Genomic DNA, 14,945 nt, shown 5'->3' with positions numbered 1-14,945 from the left:
ACAAAGCTCTGAGGAACACATGTCCGTTCACGTTAAGGTCAATCCCCTCGACTGGGAGAGCCAGTTTTTTGGCATCCAGTCTGTCAGACTGGAAACGGGTGGAACATTGCCGCTGGAAAGCGCGCTTCAGCATCCTTGTGCGTTGTTTCAAATTAAAGTGCCCGCTGATCAGACCGCCACTATTGACGCCCTGAATCAACATCAGTTCCAGTTGGTGGAGGGCGAGGCGGAGTTGTCCCTCACGATTAAACGAACCGAGCGGCAAACGGGGGTTCGTATTGCCCGTCAAGGCCAGATCCCCGCACTGCGTGAGGCGGCTTCTCAGGCCTTCCGCCAGAGTCGGTTTCGTTCGCCGTGGTTTGCGCCAGAAGAGAGCGGACGTTTTTACGCGCAGTGGATTGAAAATGCGGTACTTGGCACCTTTGATCATCAGTGTCTGGTGGCCTGCGATGACAGCGGTGCGCTGCAGGGATTCGTGTCTTTGCGTGAGGTAGATGGCGATGCCCGCATTGGCTTACTGGCTGTCGTGCCTGCGGCGCAGGGGCAAAGCATTGGTCAGCGCCTGATGCTGGCGGCAGCTGACTGGGGACGTGTACGCCAGCTCGATCGGCTGCGCGTCGCAACACAAATCAGCAATCTCACGGCGATGCGTCTTTATTTACGCAGTGGTGCACGACTGGAAAGCACGGCGTACTGGTTTTACAGGAGAGGTCATGATTCCCTTTAATGCGCCCCCGGTTGTGGGCAGCGAAATCGACTATATGCAGTCGGCCATGAGCAGCGGCAAGCTCTGTGGCGATGGTGGTTTTACGCGCCGTTGCCAGCAGTGGATGGAACAGCGTTTCGGCAGTGCAAAAGTGTTACTGACGCCTTCCTGTACCGCATCACTGGAAATGGCGGCATTGCTGATCGATATTCAACCCGGCGATGAGGTCATCATGCCGAGTTACACCTTTGTGTCCACTGCGAATGCCTTTGTACTCCGGGGCGCAAAAATCGTGTTTGTGGATGTGCGCCCTGACACGATGAATATGGATGAAACGCTCATCGAAGCCGCCATCACGGATAAAACGCGTGCTATCGTACCGGTACATTATGCCGGCGTTGCCTGTGAGATGGACACGATCATGGCGCTGGCGGCCCAGTACAAGCTGTTTGTCATTGAAGATGCTGCGCAGGGCGTGATGTCACGTTATAAAGGGCGGGCCTTAGGCACTATCGGTCATATCGGCTGCTTTAGTTTTCACGAAACCAAAAACTACACGGCGGGCGGAGAAGGCGGTGCAACGTTGATTAATGATGCCAGCCTGGTTGAGCGTGCGGAAATCATCCGTGAAAAAGGCACCAACCGCAGCCAGTTTTTTCGTGGTCAGGTAGATAAATATACCTGGCGCGATATGGGATCCAGTTATCTGATGGCGGATCTACAGGCGGCTTATCTTTGGGCGCAACTGGAAGCCTCCGAGCGTATTAACCAGCAGCGGTTGCGGTTATGGCAGCGCTACTATAATGCGCTAAAACCGCTGTCAGAAAGCGGCCACATTACCTTGCCCACGGTTCCGGCCGACTGCCAGCACAACGCGCACATGTTCTATATTAAACTGCGCGATCAGGAACATCGTCAGGCGTTGATTAACTGGCTTAAAGAGGCCGAAATCCTGGCCGTTTTCCATTATATTCCGTTGCACACTTCACCTGCTGGCCTGCAGTTTTCCCGTTTTGCGGGCGATGACCGCTTCACCACGGCCGAAAGTGAGCGCTTATTGCGGCTGCCGCTGTTTTTTAACCTGTCAGATAATAACCAGAGCACGGTTATCAGCTCACTGCTGAGCTTCTTTTCCTGATGTCATTAGCCAAAGCCTCTGTATGGACGGCCTCTTCAACTCTGGTCAAAATTGCCGTGGGCCTGCTGGTGGTCAAGCTGCTGGCGATCAGTTACGGCCCGGAAGGCGTTGGTCAGGCGGGGAATTTTCGACAGTTGATCACGGTGCTGGGCGTTCTGGCGGGGGCCGGGATTTTCAACGGCGTCACAACCTTTGTCGCGCAATATCGCCAGCAACCGCAGCCGTTGCGCGCGCTGGTTGGAACGGCCTCGGCGATGGTGACAGGCTTTTCAACACTGCTGGCGCTGGTTTTTTTGCTTGCTGCAGCCCCTGTCAGTACCGCCTTGTTTGGGCACGATCGCTATCAAAACGTTATCCGTATCGTTGCTTTTTTGCAGTTCGGCATTGCCTGGGCCAATCTCATTCTGGCTTTAATTAAAGGCTACCGGGATGCACAGGGTAATGCGTTGGCGCTGATGACAGGCAGCGTGACTGGCGTAGCCGGTTATATGCTGTGCTGGGGGCTGGGAGGGTACGCGGGCGCATTAACCGGTTTAGCGATGGTGCCGGCATTACTGGTTATTCCTGCCCTGGTGATATTCAGGTATCGTGTGCCGCTGCCCTTAAGCTGGCTGCGTCCGCAGTGGCAGCCTGAGATGGCGCGTCAGCTGGCAAAATATACGCTGATGGCACTGATCACCGCCGTCACGCTTCCGGTTGCCTGGGTCATGATGCGAAACCAACTTGCCGCTCACAACGGCTGGGCTCAGGTCGGTTTATGGCAGGGCGTAACCAGTATTTCCGATGCTTACCTGCAGTTTATTACCGCAACCTTTAGCGTCTGGCTGCTGCCCACGCTGGCCAGGTTAGAAAACAAAACAGAGATTGCACGAGAGATCGGACGGGCATTGCGCTTTGTGTTGCCGGCTGTCGCGGCGGCCAGCCTGATCGTGTGGATAATGCGGGATATCGCTATCCGCCTGCTGTTTTCTGCCGCATTCCATGATATGCGGGATCTGTTCGTCTGGCAGTTGTGTGGGGATGTTTTTAAAGTGGGGGCTTATGTTTTTGGCTATCTGGTCATCGCGAAAGCATCGTTACGTTTTTATGTGCTGACGGAAATCAGTCAGTTTGCGTTACTGACCCTGTTTTCCCGTTGGCTGATTCCGTTACACGGTGCCAGTGGCGCAGCGCAAGCCTATATGTTCACGTACATTACCTATTTCGCGCTCTGCTGTGGCGCCTTTATTCTCTACTGCCGAAGAAAATGACTTTGATTCACGTTTTGGGATCGGATATTCCCCATCACAATCTCACGGTGTTGCGTTTTTTTAATGACGTGATGAGCACCGAACTGCCTGCGCCTGTGGCGCGTCACTTTATGGTGGTCACCAGGCAGCCGGAAAGCCTTATTGGCTTTGATGCATTGCGCATTGAAACGTTTAGCAGCAAGAAAGCGCTCTCTGAAGCACTTTTACGCCGGGCTAAACAGCGCGAGCAGCGTTTCTTTTGCCATGGACAGTTTAATCCCTGGCTGTGGCTGGCGTTACTGAGTGGCAGGCTGCACCGGTCTCAGGTGTACTGGCACGTCTGGGGCGCCGATTTATATGAAGACTCGCGCAGCCTCAAATTCCGCCTGTTTTATTTTCTGCGTCGTATTGCGCAGGGGCGAATTGCACGTGTCTTCGCGACTGAAGGCGATCTGTATCATTATCAGCAACGCCATCCTTCGGTACCGCGCACCTTACTTTACTTTCCAACCCGTTTACCCACCGCGGCGATAACGCCCCGCCCGGATGACATCCTGACGGTGCTGCTGGGGAATTCAGGCGATGCCAGTAATCGTCATACAGAAGGGCTGGAGGCGATTCGGGCGCAGTTTGGCCAGAATGTGCGTATTGCGGTGCCGCTTGGCTATCCGCCCAATAACGATGAGTATATTGCCCGGATTCAGAATGCCGCTGACAGGCTTTTTCCTCAGGGGCAGGTAACGTTACTGCGTGAAAATTTGGCCTTCGATGATTATCTGGCATTGTTGGCGCGCTGCCATTTAGGCTATTTTATGTTCGAGCGGCAGCAGGGCGTAGGCACGTTGTGTTTGTTGATTCAAGCCAATATCCCCTTCGTGCTGACGCGTAAAAATCCTTTCTGGCGTGATGTCACCGCGCAACAGCTTCCGGTCCTGTTCAGCGATGATGCGCTGACGCCTGCTATCGTTGCAGAAGCGCGCCGACAGCTCATGGGATGCGACAAGCAGCACGTTGCGTTTCTGGCGCCGGGCTATCTCGTGGGTTGGCAGGCGGCGTTGCGCCTTTGCGAAGGAGAGCCTTCATGAGTCTACTGGCGTTTAGTGGTCTGCTGTTAGTCTACGTGCTGTCACTCATGATCATCGTCACGCTGAATGTACGCGAGATGAAACAGGAACGATTTAACTTTCACCTGTTTTTTACCTTGCTGTTTCTGCTGACCTTTTATTTTGGGTTTCCGCTTACCAGCATTCTGGTGTTTCGTTTTGACACTCAGGTGGTGCCGGCCGATTTTTTACTGCAGGCGATGCTGTCTGCCACAGCGTTTTATGTCATTTACTTTGTCAGTTACAAGGTCCGTCTCAGGCCGATGGCGACATCACCTGCCCGGCCCTGGCTACAGATGAACCGTGTGGAGACGCATTTGACCTGTGGCCTGCTGGCGCTGGTCGCCATCGCGACCGTGACGGTTTTTTTCATCCATAACGGCTTTTTATTATTTCGCCTCACAGCCTACAACCAGATCTTTTCCAGTGAGGTTTCCGGTGTCGCTCTGAAGCGCTTTTTCTATTTCTTTATTCCGGCGATGTTGATCCCGTATTTTTTACATCCTACACGCCGTAACTGGCTGCTCTTTCTGATTGTCACCGTCAGTTTTGGCTTGCTGACCTATGCGCTGGTTGGCGGGACGCGTGCCAATATCATCATCGCTTTTGCGCTGTTTCTGTTTATCGGAATTACGCGTGGCTGGATAACCTTATGGATGCTGGCCGTCGCTGGCGTGATGGCCATTGCCGGTATGTTCTGGCTGGCGCTGCGACGCTATAACCTGGACGTAATGGGCGCAGAAGCGTTTTATACCTTTCTTTATCTGACCCGGGACACTTTTTCGCCCTGGGAAAATCTGGCGTTGCTGCTCGAAAATTACCATAAAATCGATTTTCAGGGTTTAGCGCCCATGTGGCGTGATTTCTATGTATTTATCCCGTCATGGCTGTGGCCCGATCGTCCTCTGACCGTCCTCAACAGTGCCAACTATTTCACATGGGAGGTGCTTAATAACCATTCAGGTCTGGCGATCTCTCCTACCTTAATCGGTTCACTGCTGGTGATGGGCGGTATTGGGGCGATAGTGCCAGGTGCTGTGGCTGTGGGCTTAATAATTAAAGGCTTTGATAGCTTGTATAAGCGCGGACGCAGTGAGTCGAATCGCTATACGGGGGCCATTCTGCAAAGTTTTTGTTTTGGTGCGGTATTCAACATGATTGTACTGGCGCGTGAAGGGCTGGATGCATTTGGCTCCCGCGTGGTGTTTTTTTGCCTTATTTTTGCGGCCTGCCTGGCGGTAGCGAAACTGCTTTACGGATTACTGAATCATGTCGGTCTGATTCGCAGCCGTAGAGAACGTCCGCTGCATAGCCCATCCTGACGCTGATGCACCTCTGGTATGAAAGGGAAAAACAATAAAGATATGAGTACGCACACCGGTACACCACGCTACGAGATTCGCGGTATCACCCTGTACGGTTTCGACAGCATGACAGCGTTTGTCGATTTTTTGATGCCTCCATCCGGTATCCGTACAGGTACGTTGGTGGCCATTAATGCGGAAAAGGTTTTGAGTGCTGAACGGGATGCGGCGTTGAGCGCCCAAATCCAGCAGGCCGAATTCAATTACCCTGATGGCATCAGTATTGTACGGTCGATTCGAAAGAAATATCCCCAGGCCTCCGTGCAGCGCATCGCGGGTGCCGATCTGTGGGAAGCCTTAATGCAACGCGCTGGCCGCGAGGGGACACCGGTGTTTTTGATTGGTGGCCGTGAGGCGGTATTAGATGAAACGTGCGCGAAGCTGCGTCGTCAATGGAACGTCAACATCGTCGGTGCCCAGAACGGTTACTTTGTCCCGTCTGAACGTGAGGCGCTGTGTGCCCGCATTGCAGCGAGCGGCGCAAAGCTGGTGACGGTAGCGATGGGCTCACCACGCCAGGAGCTTTTCATGGCGGATTGCCAGAGGCAGTGGCCAGAGGCGCTGTATATGGGCGTAGGCGGCACCTACGATGTCTTTACGGGACACGTAAAGCGTGCGCCTGTCTTCTGGCAAAAACTGGGGCTGGAGTGGCTCTATCGCTTGCTCGTGCAGCCCAGTCGCTTGCGCAGGCAGTTAAAGCTGGTGAAATACTTGGGTTATCACTGGCGTGGCGATCTGTGATATCGCTGATTAATGCCAGAATTTCGCGTCCGCACAGGCGTAAATGCGTTATTTGTCGACGAAATGCACAAAGCGTAATCAAACGCGCTATTTTCTTTAAAAAGCACTAGACAGGATGGGCGCTTATCTCTAGTATGCACATCCGCAACGGCGCTACGCGCCCGTAGCTCAGCTGGATAGAGCGCTGCCCTCCGGAGGCAGAGGTCTCAGGTTCGAATCCTGTCGGGCGCGCCATTTAGTTTGTGCGTATGAGCTTCGGTGGTATCAGTACCGCGTTAGGTAGAAAGATTTAAATGCTGTAGGTTTGACTTACAACATTCAGTACAGTGGTGGCTATAGCTCAGTTGGTAGAGCCCTGGATTGTGATTCCAGTTGTCGTGGGTTCGAGTCCCATTAGCCACCCCAGATTTTGCTGGGATACGCGAAGGTGGCGGAATTGGTAGACGCGCTAGCTTCAGGTGTTAGTGTCTTAACGGACGTGAGGGTTCAAGTCCCTCTCTTCGCACCAGGCAAAACAAATTAAAAAAATCGGCGAGTAGCGCAGCTTGGTAGCGCAACTGGTTTGGGACCAGTGGGTCGGAGGTTCGAATCCTCTCTCGCCGACCATTTTTAGAAACCTGTCTGAGAAGACAGGTTTTTTTTCGTCCGAACAAAAGAGGGTGAAGACCACCGAAGGCGGTTTGTGCCGGGCGAAGCGAGGCAACGTTGCGAATGCAAAAACCTGCACAGGAAGCATAGTCTTCTCTCACCAGAACGGTCTGCACAAACAGGTTTATCGTCTTGCCGAAAGGGAGACGTGCATCTGTGAGAGCGGTTTCTGGTCAGATGTGGTGAGAAAGAAATTTGGTTTGCGTTTCCGCCGTAAGCGGCGCTATTGCTCGTCTGTCCAGCCTGATTTGCTTACGGTAGTTCTGCGGAAACAGGGATTACGCGGTTGTCGCAGAATTGAGACGCATAACTCATTGTTTTAAATGAAGTTGACGCGCCTTTACTTTACGTGTCGCTTATTTGCGACGTAAAGCGAGTGCTGTGTCGCATTATCCCGACAATTCCCAGGCAGCGCGCAAAGAGTGATAAAATTATTTATTGCTAATTCCTTGTTTTAATTTAATAAAAAAATAAAAAGCGCAACTGGCATGGATTATGCAATAATTAACGCGTAGATGCTCATTCCACCTCTTATGTCTGCTTCGGCTACATAAACCTGGGAATGACGCAGAGCCAATTTTGGGTACCTGTTGTCTGCCTGCCTGTATCGCGAAAGCCTTACAGGATTAACAGACACCACGTTGAGTCGGGTACCTCTCGGTTGTCAAACCGACCTGATTTTACACCTGCTTTCGGCAGGTGTTTTTTTTGTCTCAACCTGTGGGCGTAAAAAAACCGGGCGAACCCGGTTTTAACAGATCAGGCATCGGGATTGTTCTTTAGCGTCAGTAACAGACCTTCACGACGCATTTTTGCGGCGTCTTCCGGACGGCGCAGACGATCATACACATCCGCCAGCCAGGCGTAGTCAAAAGCGTCGGGGCGCTGTGCCAGCGCCTGTTGCAGGGCTTCCGCTGCCTGCTGCCATTCACCATGGCGCATCAGCAACTGACCCAGGGTGCTGTGCAGTAAAGGCGTGGCACCATGCTGCTTAATTTGCTGACGTAACGCTTTTTCCAGCGCTTCCGGGTTACCGCTTTTAAGGCGCGGCATCAACAGGACAAGACGATCGTCGTAATGACGTTTCAGCCCATCCAGCAGAATCTCCTGAGCGGTATCGTGATCGTCACACTCAATCAAATGGTCAATCATCGCCACCTGCAACGAGGTCTCATGGCGTGTTTTACGGCTCAGATTTCCCCACCAGCGTTTTAATCCCTCACTGCCCTGATCGGCCATCGCCTGATTCATCAGACCCAGCCAGGCCTGTTGTTGCAGTGCAGCGCGGTGCTCTTCACTGCCAATCTGCGTTTTTTCCATGGACGGGAGGATATCGAGCAGGGCGCTCCAGGCACTTGTACGAATATAAGCCTGCTCGGCCAGGCGCAGGACCTCCGGATGACGCGGAGCCACTTCGAGTAAACGATCAATACTGTGGCGGGCAGCGTGATCTTCATGTCGCGCCAGCTGGATGCGGGTTCGGGTAATCTCGACCGGGATAACATCATTACCAGCCAGTTCAGCCGCCCGTTCAAGATGCTGATTAGCCCGCATTTCGTCGCCTCGTTGCTGAGCCGCTTCTGCCGCGAGCAAATAGTTTGCGACAGGAACATCAGCATGGTCGGCGTCTTTGGACAGCAGCTTTTCTACCTGCCTGAAATCACCTTCTGCCAGTTTAAGCAGGGCGTTTTGTGTCTGGCGCTGTGCACGACGGCGCTTGCGTCCGGTAAACCAGCCACGGGTACGGGCACCCGTCCGAAACAGGCGACGCAGCAGCCACTCCACCGCCAGAATCACTAACAAACTGATAATCAGGATAATGGCAAGGCCGGTCACACTGGTTTCCACATTCCAGTTGTCGGTCTGGATCAGCACATAGCCCTGATGGCCGGCAATCATCGGCCCCAGCACAATCCCTGCAATCAACAGGACAAAGAGGATAAATACCTTAAGCATGATCAGCCTCCCTGCTGGTTTGCGGCGGCAGAGGGTTGTGCCATCAGGTTACGCACGCGCGTTTGCATCAGTTGTTCAAGCAACGGCTGGCTTTCCAGACTGTCTGGCAGATCCATATTGATATCTTGCTGGCTAAGTTCATCCAACTGGGCCAGAAACGCTTTTGTCGAGGCATCGTTCGTATCATACCAGGCACGCACCCATGTTGAGACGGTTTCCAGCGACTGCTTGTAGATCTCCTCCTGATGACGCGGCACGGCCTGGGCCGCGATCAGCAGACGAGAACGAATGTTTTCGCGAAGGTAAACGTCCTGATTCGGGGCCAGTAAGGGCTGGGCAGTGTTGTCCCGGCGACGGATGGTAATAAAGTCATCCATAAAATTGTGCCAGCTCTTCACCAGGTTCTGACGCCATTCGCGAATAGAGCCAGAAAGTTCACCGTTGTCGCTGTCCATCGGCGCGTCATCGCTGTCGTTATCGGCCAGACGTAAATTATCCACGTTGTTTGATAGCTGATTAAGCTTCAGGATAATGCCGTCGTAGTCCACCTGGGAGATAGCCGAAAGCGTACTGATATCCTGCGTCAACGCGCGACGCACATTCATGACGCTGGGATCGTTCATATCTGCCAGGCTGGCATCAGCGCTTTTCAGCAACGCTGCGGCCGTGGTGACATCCTGATCGCTCCACAACTTACGACCCGCCAGTTTCACCAGATAATCTGCCTGAGCCACCAGCCAGCTGCGCACGTCGTTTCCTGAAATGGAGGCTAACTTTTCGCGCAACGCCTGCAGCGCTTTCTCAGAAGCCACCTGTTGTGCCTGAGCGGTCTCTAACGCTTTTTCTGTGGTGCTCAGCTGCTGAGAAAGCTGCTGTTTATCGCTGTTTGCCTGCTGCTGTAGCTTGGCAAGCTGTTCGCTCAGACTCTGATTGGTTTGTGCCTGCAATTCGGCCTGGTGTTTATCGTTCAGGTATAAACCTGCGCCAATCGCCAGAGCGATGACGATCGCGACCGCTCCCAGGACCATGCCGCCGTTCTTTTGCTTGCGGGGTGGTTGTTCCTGAAGAGAAGCATCGCGATCAACCGCTGGTGTAGTTTCTTCAACCACGGCGGAGGTGTCTTTTTGTTCCGTCATATCTGGCACATCCCATTGTTAAGTTCAACATAACGCGCGCAGTAGCGCATCGTTATCGGCACCTTCGGCTACGTGAATATCCTGCCAACCAAGATTGGCGGCCACAGAAGCCAAACGTTCGCTGACGACAATCAGTCGGCAGCGGAGCAGCCATTCCTCGCGATCAACCTCGGGGAACAGCGAATACAGTTGATGCAACATTTCGCCGCTGGTGACGACCAGCGTAGAAACATGACGATCGCGCCAGCGGCGGCCTTCGATTGCACCGTCATAATGTTTTTGGCAGCGCTGATAACACTCGGCATAGAAGACCTGCGCGCCCCGTGCCGTCAACGTTTCTGACAGCAGTTCGCGGCCCTGATTGCCACGCAGGATAAGCGCGCGTTTACCTGACACCTGCTGCAACGTGGCCAGCTTGATCAGCGCCTCGCTGGTTTCCTGTGCATGAGGCCAGGTCACCTGTAAGCCACTCACTGTATGAAACGCTAACGCGGTACTGCGACCAATTGCATAATAGTCCAGGTCTGCGGGCCATGCTTTGACAGCATGCTGTGTATAGTGGATAACCTGCTGCGAGAGCAGAAAGACCATATCGCCCCGGCGCAGCGTGGTTAGCGAAGCCGGTAATGAGGGCAGGTCAGCTCCCGGCGCGAATTCGATCAGGGGCAGGCTCCACGCCTGTTTACCCTGGGCGTGCAGTCGGGAGACCAGCTCTGCCGCTGCGGGTTCCGGGCGCGTGACCAGAATCGTCATACGGGGGGTTGTCCCTGATAAACGTCGTGCAGAATTTCACGCGCGCCGTTGTTAAGCAGTTCTTCGGCCAGCGAGATTCCCATCTGCTCGGCCTGAGACCGTGGCCCGCGGCGCTCGCCGCTTACAACGGTACTGCCGTCCGGCGCGCCAACCAGACCCCGGAGCCAGAGCTCATCACCATTCAGCACCGCAAAACTGCCGATAGGTACCTGACAGCCGCCTTCCAGACGGGTATTCATGGCGCGCTCAGCTTTGACACAGACAGCCGTATCATCATGATTCAGTGCCTGTAGTAACCCAATTAAGGTGCTGTCATCCAGGCGGCATTCAATGCCCACCGCACCCTGGCCGACGGCTGGCAGTGAAATTTCAGCCGGCAGTAGCTGGCGAATTCGCGCTTCCAGCCCCAGGCGGTTAAGGCCGGCGGCGGCAAGGATAATGGCGTCATAGTCGCCAGCATCAAGCTTACTTAACCGCGTGCCGACATTGCCGCGCAGCGAGCGAATGACCAGGTCGGGACGGCGTGCACTGATCTGACACTGACGGCGCAGGCTGGACGTACCAATCACCGCGCCATGAGGAAGATCGTCAATCGACGCGTAATGATTTGAGACAAAGGCGTCGCGTGGGTCATCACGCTGGCAAATGGTGACCAGGCCCAGTCCTGCCGGGAACGCTACGGGCACATCTTTCATCGAATGCACGGCCAAATCGGCACGGTTCTCCAGCATCGCCTGCTCAAGTTCTTTGACAAACAGCCCCTTACCGCCCACCTTAGCCAGCGGCGTATCCAGGATGATGTCGCCTTTGGTCACCATGGGCACCAGTTCAACCTGCAAACCCGGATGGGCGCTCATCAAACGCTGCTGTACATATTGTGCTTGCCACATGGCAAGAGGGCTTTGTCGTGTAGCAATTCTGAAAATTTTGTTTAACATGCCGTTAACCATTTAGATCGTTCATCGAATATCCTATCATCGTTGAGGGAAGGCTGTCAGTTTCAACGGATTGAAAAGAACCGCCCGCAGATTAAACCTGAGATATCAGGCAGTAATCGCAGGCCGCTCGTTGGGTGTGCGAAAAGTAGACGAAACCGTGCTAAAATAGCGGTAGCGTAACTTTCTTTACGGTCAATCCGGCGAGTGATAGATTGATCACGTTTCCAGCAATAATCTGCACGACATCTTTATAATAAGTGGCAGAGAGCGGAAGCAGGGTGCTTAACTCCAGGACAACCAGGCGAAACGTCTTGTACCTCTATATTGAGACACTGAAACAGAGACTGGATGCAATTAACCAGCTGCGCGTAGATCGCGCGCTGGCTGCAATGGGACCCGCTTTTCAGCGAGTCTACAGTCTGCTGCCAATCTTATTACATTATCAACATCCGCTGATGCCGGGTTACCTCAAAGGTAACGTTCCACATGGCATCAACGTCTTCACGCCTGATGAAAACCAACTTCAGCTACTGGCCGAGTTAACAGGCGAGCAAGAACTTACCCTGGTTGACGCGCCAAAAGGCGAACTGCCCATTACCGGTATTTACTCGATGGGCAGTACCTCCTCTGTTGGACAAAACAGCGTGTCCGATCTGGATATCTGGGTGTGCCATCAATCCTGGCTGGATAATGAAGAGCGCCTCAATCTGCAGCGCAAATGTGCGCTGTTGCAAAAATGGTGCGCCTCCATGGGCATCGAAGTCAGCTTCTTCCTGATCGATGAAAACCGCTTCCGCCATAACGAAAGCGGGAATCTTGGCGGTGAGGACTGCGGTTCCACTCAGCATATACTGCTGCTGGACGAGTTCTACCGCACAGCCGTGCGCATGGCAGGTAAACGTATCCTGTGGAATATGGTGCCGGGCGAAGAAGAGCATCACTATGATGACTATGTGATGTCGCTCTACGCGAAAGGCGTGCTCACGCCCAACGAGTGGCTTGATTTAGGCGGCCTCAGTACCCTGTCAGCGGAAGAGTATTTTGGTGCCAGCCTGTGGCAGTTGTATAAAAGTATCGACTCACCTTACAAAGCAGTCCTGAAAACGCTGCTGCTTGAAGCCTACAGCTGGGAATACCCGGACACTAAACTGCTGGCGATGGACATCAAACAGCGACTGCACGATGGCGAGATCGTCTGTTTCGGTCTGGATCCTTACTGCATGATGCTGGAGCGCGTTACGCATTATCTCACCAGTATCGACGATCAGCCGCGGCTCGATTTAGTACGCCGCTGCTTCTATCTGAAAGTATGCGAAAAACTCAGTACGGATGACCATCAGCAACGTAGCGGCTGGCGTCGTGAAATTCTGTCGCAGCTGGTGAAATCCTGGGGTTGGGACGATGAAAAGCTCGCCATTCTGGACAACCGTGCCGAATGGAAAATCGAACGCGTCCGCGAAGCGCATAATGAGTTGCTCGATGCCATGATGCAAAGCTATCGCAATCTTATCCGCTTTGCCCGCCGCAACAATTTAAGCGTCAGTGCCAGCCCGCAGGATATCGGCGTGCTGACCCGTAAATTGTACGCTGCCTTTGAGGCTTTGCCGGGCAAGGTGACGCTGGTTAATCCGCAGATTTCCCCCGACCTGTCCGAATCCAACCTGACCTTTATTCATGTGCCGGCGGGCCGCGCCAATCGTCCAGGCTGGTATCTGTATAATCAGGCGCCGGATATGAGCTCGATCATCAGTCACCAGCCGCTGGAATATAATCGCTATCTCAATAAGCTGGTGGCCTGGGCATGGTTCAATGGTCTGCTGACCAGCAAAACCCGTCTGCATATCAAAGGCAACGAGTTGTGTGATCTGGCGCGCCTGCAGGAGCTGGTTGATGATGTCTCCAGCCATTTCCCGCTGCGCCTGCCTGCACCCACGCCCAAAGCGCTCTACAGCCCCTGCGAAATTCGTCACCTGGCGATCATCGTTAACCTTGAGCACGATCCGACCTCGGCGTTCCGTAACCAGGTGGTGCATTTTGATTTCCGTAAGCTCGATGTCTTCAGCTTTGGCCAGCAGCAGCAATGTTTAATTGGCAGCATTGACCTGCTGTACCGTAACTCATGGAATGAAGTGCGTACGCTGCACTTTAGTGGCGAGCAGGCGATGATAGAAGGGCTGAAGACCATCCTGGGTAAAATGCATCAGGATGCCTCACCGCCAGATACGGTGGAGGTTTTCTGCTATAGCCAGCATTTGCGCGGCTTGATTCGTACCCGTGTGCAGCAACTGGTGTCTGAATGTATTGAACTGCGCCTTTCCAGTACGCGTCAGGAGCCGGGCCGGTTCAAGGCATTACGCATGGCCGGCCAGACCTGGGGTCTGTTCTTTGAACGCATGGGGGTTTCGGTGCAGAAACTGGAAAACGCCGTTGAGTTCTATGGCGCCATATCCAATAACAAGCTGCACGGTTTGTCGATCAAGGTTGAGTCCAATCAGACGCCTTTGCCGCCGGTGGTCAATGGCTACGCCAGCGAAGGGATCATTCAGTTCTTCTTTGAAGACACCACTGACGATCGCGGCTTCAATATCTATATCCTGGATGAAAGTAACCGCGTTGAGGTCTACCACCACTGTGAAGGCAGCAAAGAAGAGCTGGTGCGGGATGTCAGCCGTTTTTACTCGTCGTCACACGATCGTTTTACCTACGGCTCAAGCTTTATCAATTTCAACCTGCCGCAGTTTTACCAAATCGTGAATGTGGGCGACCGTTATCAGGTGATTCCCTTCAGGAATCAGACATTAACGGCGCTGTGCGCCTCACAGCCCGATAACGACAACAACGACTATCAACCACGCTATCAGATGCACTGAGTTCTGCCGGAGGCTTGTGGCGCTCTGCCAGGGCCTGCCACAAGGCTTGCGTGAATTGCTGGGATTTCCTGTTGCTTTTCCAACTTCAACTGCGATGATAAGCATCCAGGACACAGGACATGAAGAGCATAAAGAATGAAGAAAGCGATAAGCCTGTTAGCAATGACACTGGCATTAACAAGCCTTGCAGGCTGTGGATTGAAAGGACCGCTCTACTTCCCACCGCAGGAAACGCCAAAACAAGCCGCGCCCACGTCAGCGCCCACGCAAAAGCAGAAAGCCGAGGCCTCTAAAGCGGATGTGGGCGGTCTGGTGACCGGTGATTCAAGCTCACAAATGAAATAATTCTTATGGCGTATCCGG

Annotated in this window: 12 protein-coding genes and 4 tRNA genes; 12 read left to right on the top strand and 4 right to left on the bottom strand. The window is 53.6% G+C overall.

Features of this window, described 5'->3' with window-relative positions; genetic code table 11:
• Nucleotides 1–19 precede the first annotated feature (19 nt).
• The 10 genes from rffC (at nucleotide 20) to GC090_RS19555 (ending at nucleotide 6,887) form a co-directional block, all read left to right on the top strand.
• Complete coding sequence (gene rffC / locus GC090_RS19600; protein ID WP_006121436.1) at nucleotides 20–727, top strand: dTDP-4-amino-4,6-dideoxy-D-galactose acyltransferase; 708 nt, start codon at nucleotides 20–22, stop codon at nucleotides 725–727.
• On the top strand, nucleotides 714–1,844 hold the full coding sequence (gene rffA, locus GC090_RS19595) for a dTDP-4-amino-4,6-dideoxygalactose transaminase (RefSeq protein ID WP_058708550.1): 1,131 nt from the start codon (nucleotides 714–716) through the stop codon (nucleotides 1,842–1,844). Before rffC ends, rffA begins: the two co-directional genes overlap by 14 nt.
• Nucleotides 1,844–3,094 carry a lipid III flippase WzxE gene (gene wzxE / locus GC090_RS19590; RefSeq protein ID WP_039339227.1) on the top strand — a complete coding sequence of 417 codons (1,251 nt, stop codon included), beginning with the start codon at nucleotides 1,844–1,846 and terminating at the stop codon, nucleotides 3,092–3,094. Before rffA ends, wzxE begins: the two co-directional genes overlap by 1 nt.
• Entirely contained in the window at nucleotides 3,091–4,158 is a 1,068-nt protein-coding gene (locus GC090_RS19585; RefSeq protein WP_058701513.1) for a TDP-N-acetylfucosamine:lipid II N-acetylfucosaminyltransferase, read from the top strand. Before wzxE ends, GC090_RS19585 begins: the two co-directional genes overlap by 4 nt.
• Nucleotides 4,155–5,498 (top strand): ECA oligosaccharide polymerase, encoded by a 1,344-nt coding sequence (wzyE, locus tag GC090_RS19580; RefSeq protein ID WP_006121440.1) that lies wholly within the window; start codon nucleotides 4,155–4,157, stop codon nucleotides 5,496–5,498. Before GC090_RS19585 ends, wzyE begins: the two co-directional genes overlap by 4 nt.
• Nucleotides 5,499–5,540: 42 nt before the next feature.
• The gene (gene wecG, locus GC090_RS19575) at nucleotides 5,541–6,281 is read left to right on the top strand and encodes a lipopolysaccharide N-acetylmannosaminouronosyltransferase (protein WP_324020652.1); all 741 of its coding nucleotides are present in this window, start codon (nucleotides 5,541–5,543) and stop codon (nucleotides 6,279–6,281) included.
• A 157-nt stretch (nucleotides 6,282–6,438) separates the two neighbouring features.
• A tRNA-Arg gene (locus tag GC090_RS19570) sits at nucleotides 6,439–6,515 on the top strand.
• Between the two features lie 95 nt (nucleotides 6,516–6,610).
• A tRNA-His gene (locus tag GC090_RS19565) sits at nucleotides 6,611–6,686 on the top strand.
• Between the two features lie 16 nt (nucleotides 6,687–6,702).
• Nucleotides 6,703–6,789, top strand: a tRNA-Leu gene (locus GC090_RS19560).
• 21 nt (nucleotides 6,790–6,810) lie between these two features.
• Nucleotides 6,811–6,887 (top strand) — tRNA-Pro (locus GC090_RS19555).
• Between the two features lie 801 nt (nucleotides 6,888–7,688).
• On the opposite strand, the gene hemY is transcribed toward GC090_RS19555, so the two are convergent.
• Genes hemY through hemC form a run of 4 tightly spaced genes read right to left on the bottom strand, consistent with a single transcriptional unit; the run spans nucleotide 7,689 to nucleotide 11,712 of the window.
• A complete protein-coding gene (gene hemY / locus GC090_RS19550; protein WP_033737352.1) occupies nucleotides 7,689–8,885 on the bottom strand; it encodes a protoheme IX biogenesis protein HemY in 1,197 nt (398 codons plus the stop codon).
• A gap of 2 nt (nucleotides 8,886–8,887) precedes the next feature.
• Nucleotides 8,888–10,021, bottom strand: coding sequence for a uroporphyrinogen-III C-methyltransferase (gene hemX / locus GC090_RS19545; protein ID WP_058701511.1), 1,134 nt, complete (start codon nucleotides 10,019–10,021; stop codon nucleotides 8,888–8,890).
• Nucleotides 10,022–10,045: 24 nt separating this feature from the next.
• Nucleotides 10,046–10,774 carry a uroporphyrinogen-III synthase gene (gene hemD, locus GC090_RS19540; RefSeq protein ID WP_006121445.1) on the bottom strand — a complete coding sequence of 243 codons (729 nt, stop codon included), beginning with the start codon at nucleotides 10,772–10,774 and terminating at the stop codon, nucleotides 10,046–10,048.
• A complete protein-coding gene (gene hemC / locus GC090_RS19535; protein ID WP_054634795.1) occupies nucleotides 10,771–11,712 on the bottom strand; it encodes a hydroxymethylbilane synthase in 942 nt (313 codons plus the stop codon). The genes hemD and hemC overlap by 4 nt, the downstream gene beginning before the upstream one ends.
• Nucleotides 11,713–12,023: 311 nt before the next feature.
• Here hemC and GC090_RS19530 point away from each other — a divergent pair, with 311 nt between their 5' ends.
• Entirely contained in the window at nucleotides 12,024–14,582 is a 2,559-nt protein-coding gene (locus tag GC090_RS19530) for a class I adenylate cyclase (RefSeq protein WP_033737355.1), read from the top strand.
• A 135-nt stretch (nucleotides 14,583–14,717) separates the two neighbouring features.
• The gene (lptM, locus tag GC090_RS19525) at nucleotides 14,718–14,927 is read left to right on the top strand and encodes an LPS translocon maturation chaperone LptM (protein ID WP_033737356.1); all 210 of its coding nucleotides are present in this window, start codon (nucleotides 14,718–14,720) and stop codon (nucleotides 14,925–14,927) included.
• Nucleotides 14,928–14,945: the final 18 nt, after the last annotated feature.

The organism is Pantoea sp. JZ29, assembly GCF_035190385.1.
GTDB classification, from domain to species: domain Bacteria; phylum Pseudomonadota; class Gammaproteobacteria; order Enterobacterales; family Enterobacteriaceae; genus Pantoea; species Pantoea stewartii.
This window is presented reverse-complemented; position numbering and strand designations above follow the sequence as displayed.

Bases quoted from the DNA above. Each gene is read 5' to 3' on its own strand.
- hemY (WP_033737352.1), bottom strand. From the start codon at position 8,885: ATGCTTAAGGTATTTATCCTCTTTGTCCTGTTGATTGCAGGGATTGTG.
- wzyE (WP_006121440.1), top strand. From the start codon at position 4,155: ATGAGTCTACTGGCGTTTAGTGGTCTGCTGTTAGTCTACGTGCTGTCA.
- hemD (WP_006121445.1), bottom strand. From the start codon at position 10,774: ATGACGATTCTGGTCACGCGCCCGGAACCCGCAGCGGCAGAGCTGGTC.
- rffA (WP_058708550.1), top strand. From the start codon at position 714: ATGATTCCCTTTAATGCGCCCCCGGTTGTGGGCAGCGAAATCGACTAT.
- rffC (WP_006121436.1), top strand. From the start codon at position 20: ATGTCCGTTCACGTTAAGGTCAATCCCCTCGACTGGGAGAGCCAGTTT.
- lptM (WP_033737356.1), top strand. From the start codon at position 14,718: ATGAAGAAAGCGATAAGCCTGTTAGCAATGACACTGGCATTAACAAGC.
- wecG (WP_324020652.1), top strand. From the start codon at position 5,541: ATGAGTACGCACACCGGTACACCACGCTACGAGATTCGCGGTATCACC.
- hemC (WP_054634795.1), bottom strand. From the start codon at position 11,712: ATGTTAAACAAAATTTTCAGAATTGCTACACGACAAAGCCCTCTTGCC.
- wzxE (WP_039339227.1), top strand. From the start codon at position 1,844: ATGTCATTAGCCAAAGCCTCTGTATGGACGGCCTCTTCAACTCTGGTC.
- GC090_RS19585 (WP_058701513.1), top strand. From the start codon at position 3,091: ATGACTTTGATTCACGTTTTGGGATCGGATATTCCCCATCACAATCTC.
- hemX (WP_058701511.1), bottom strand. From the start codon at position 10,021: ATGACGGAACAAAAAGACACCTCCGCCGTGGTTGAAGAAACTACACCA.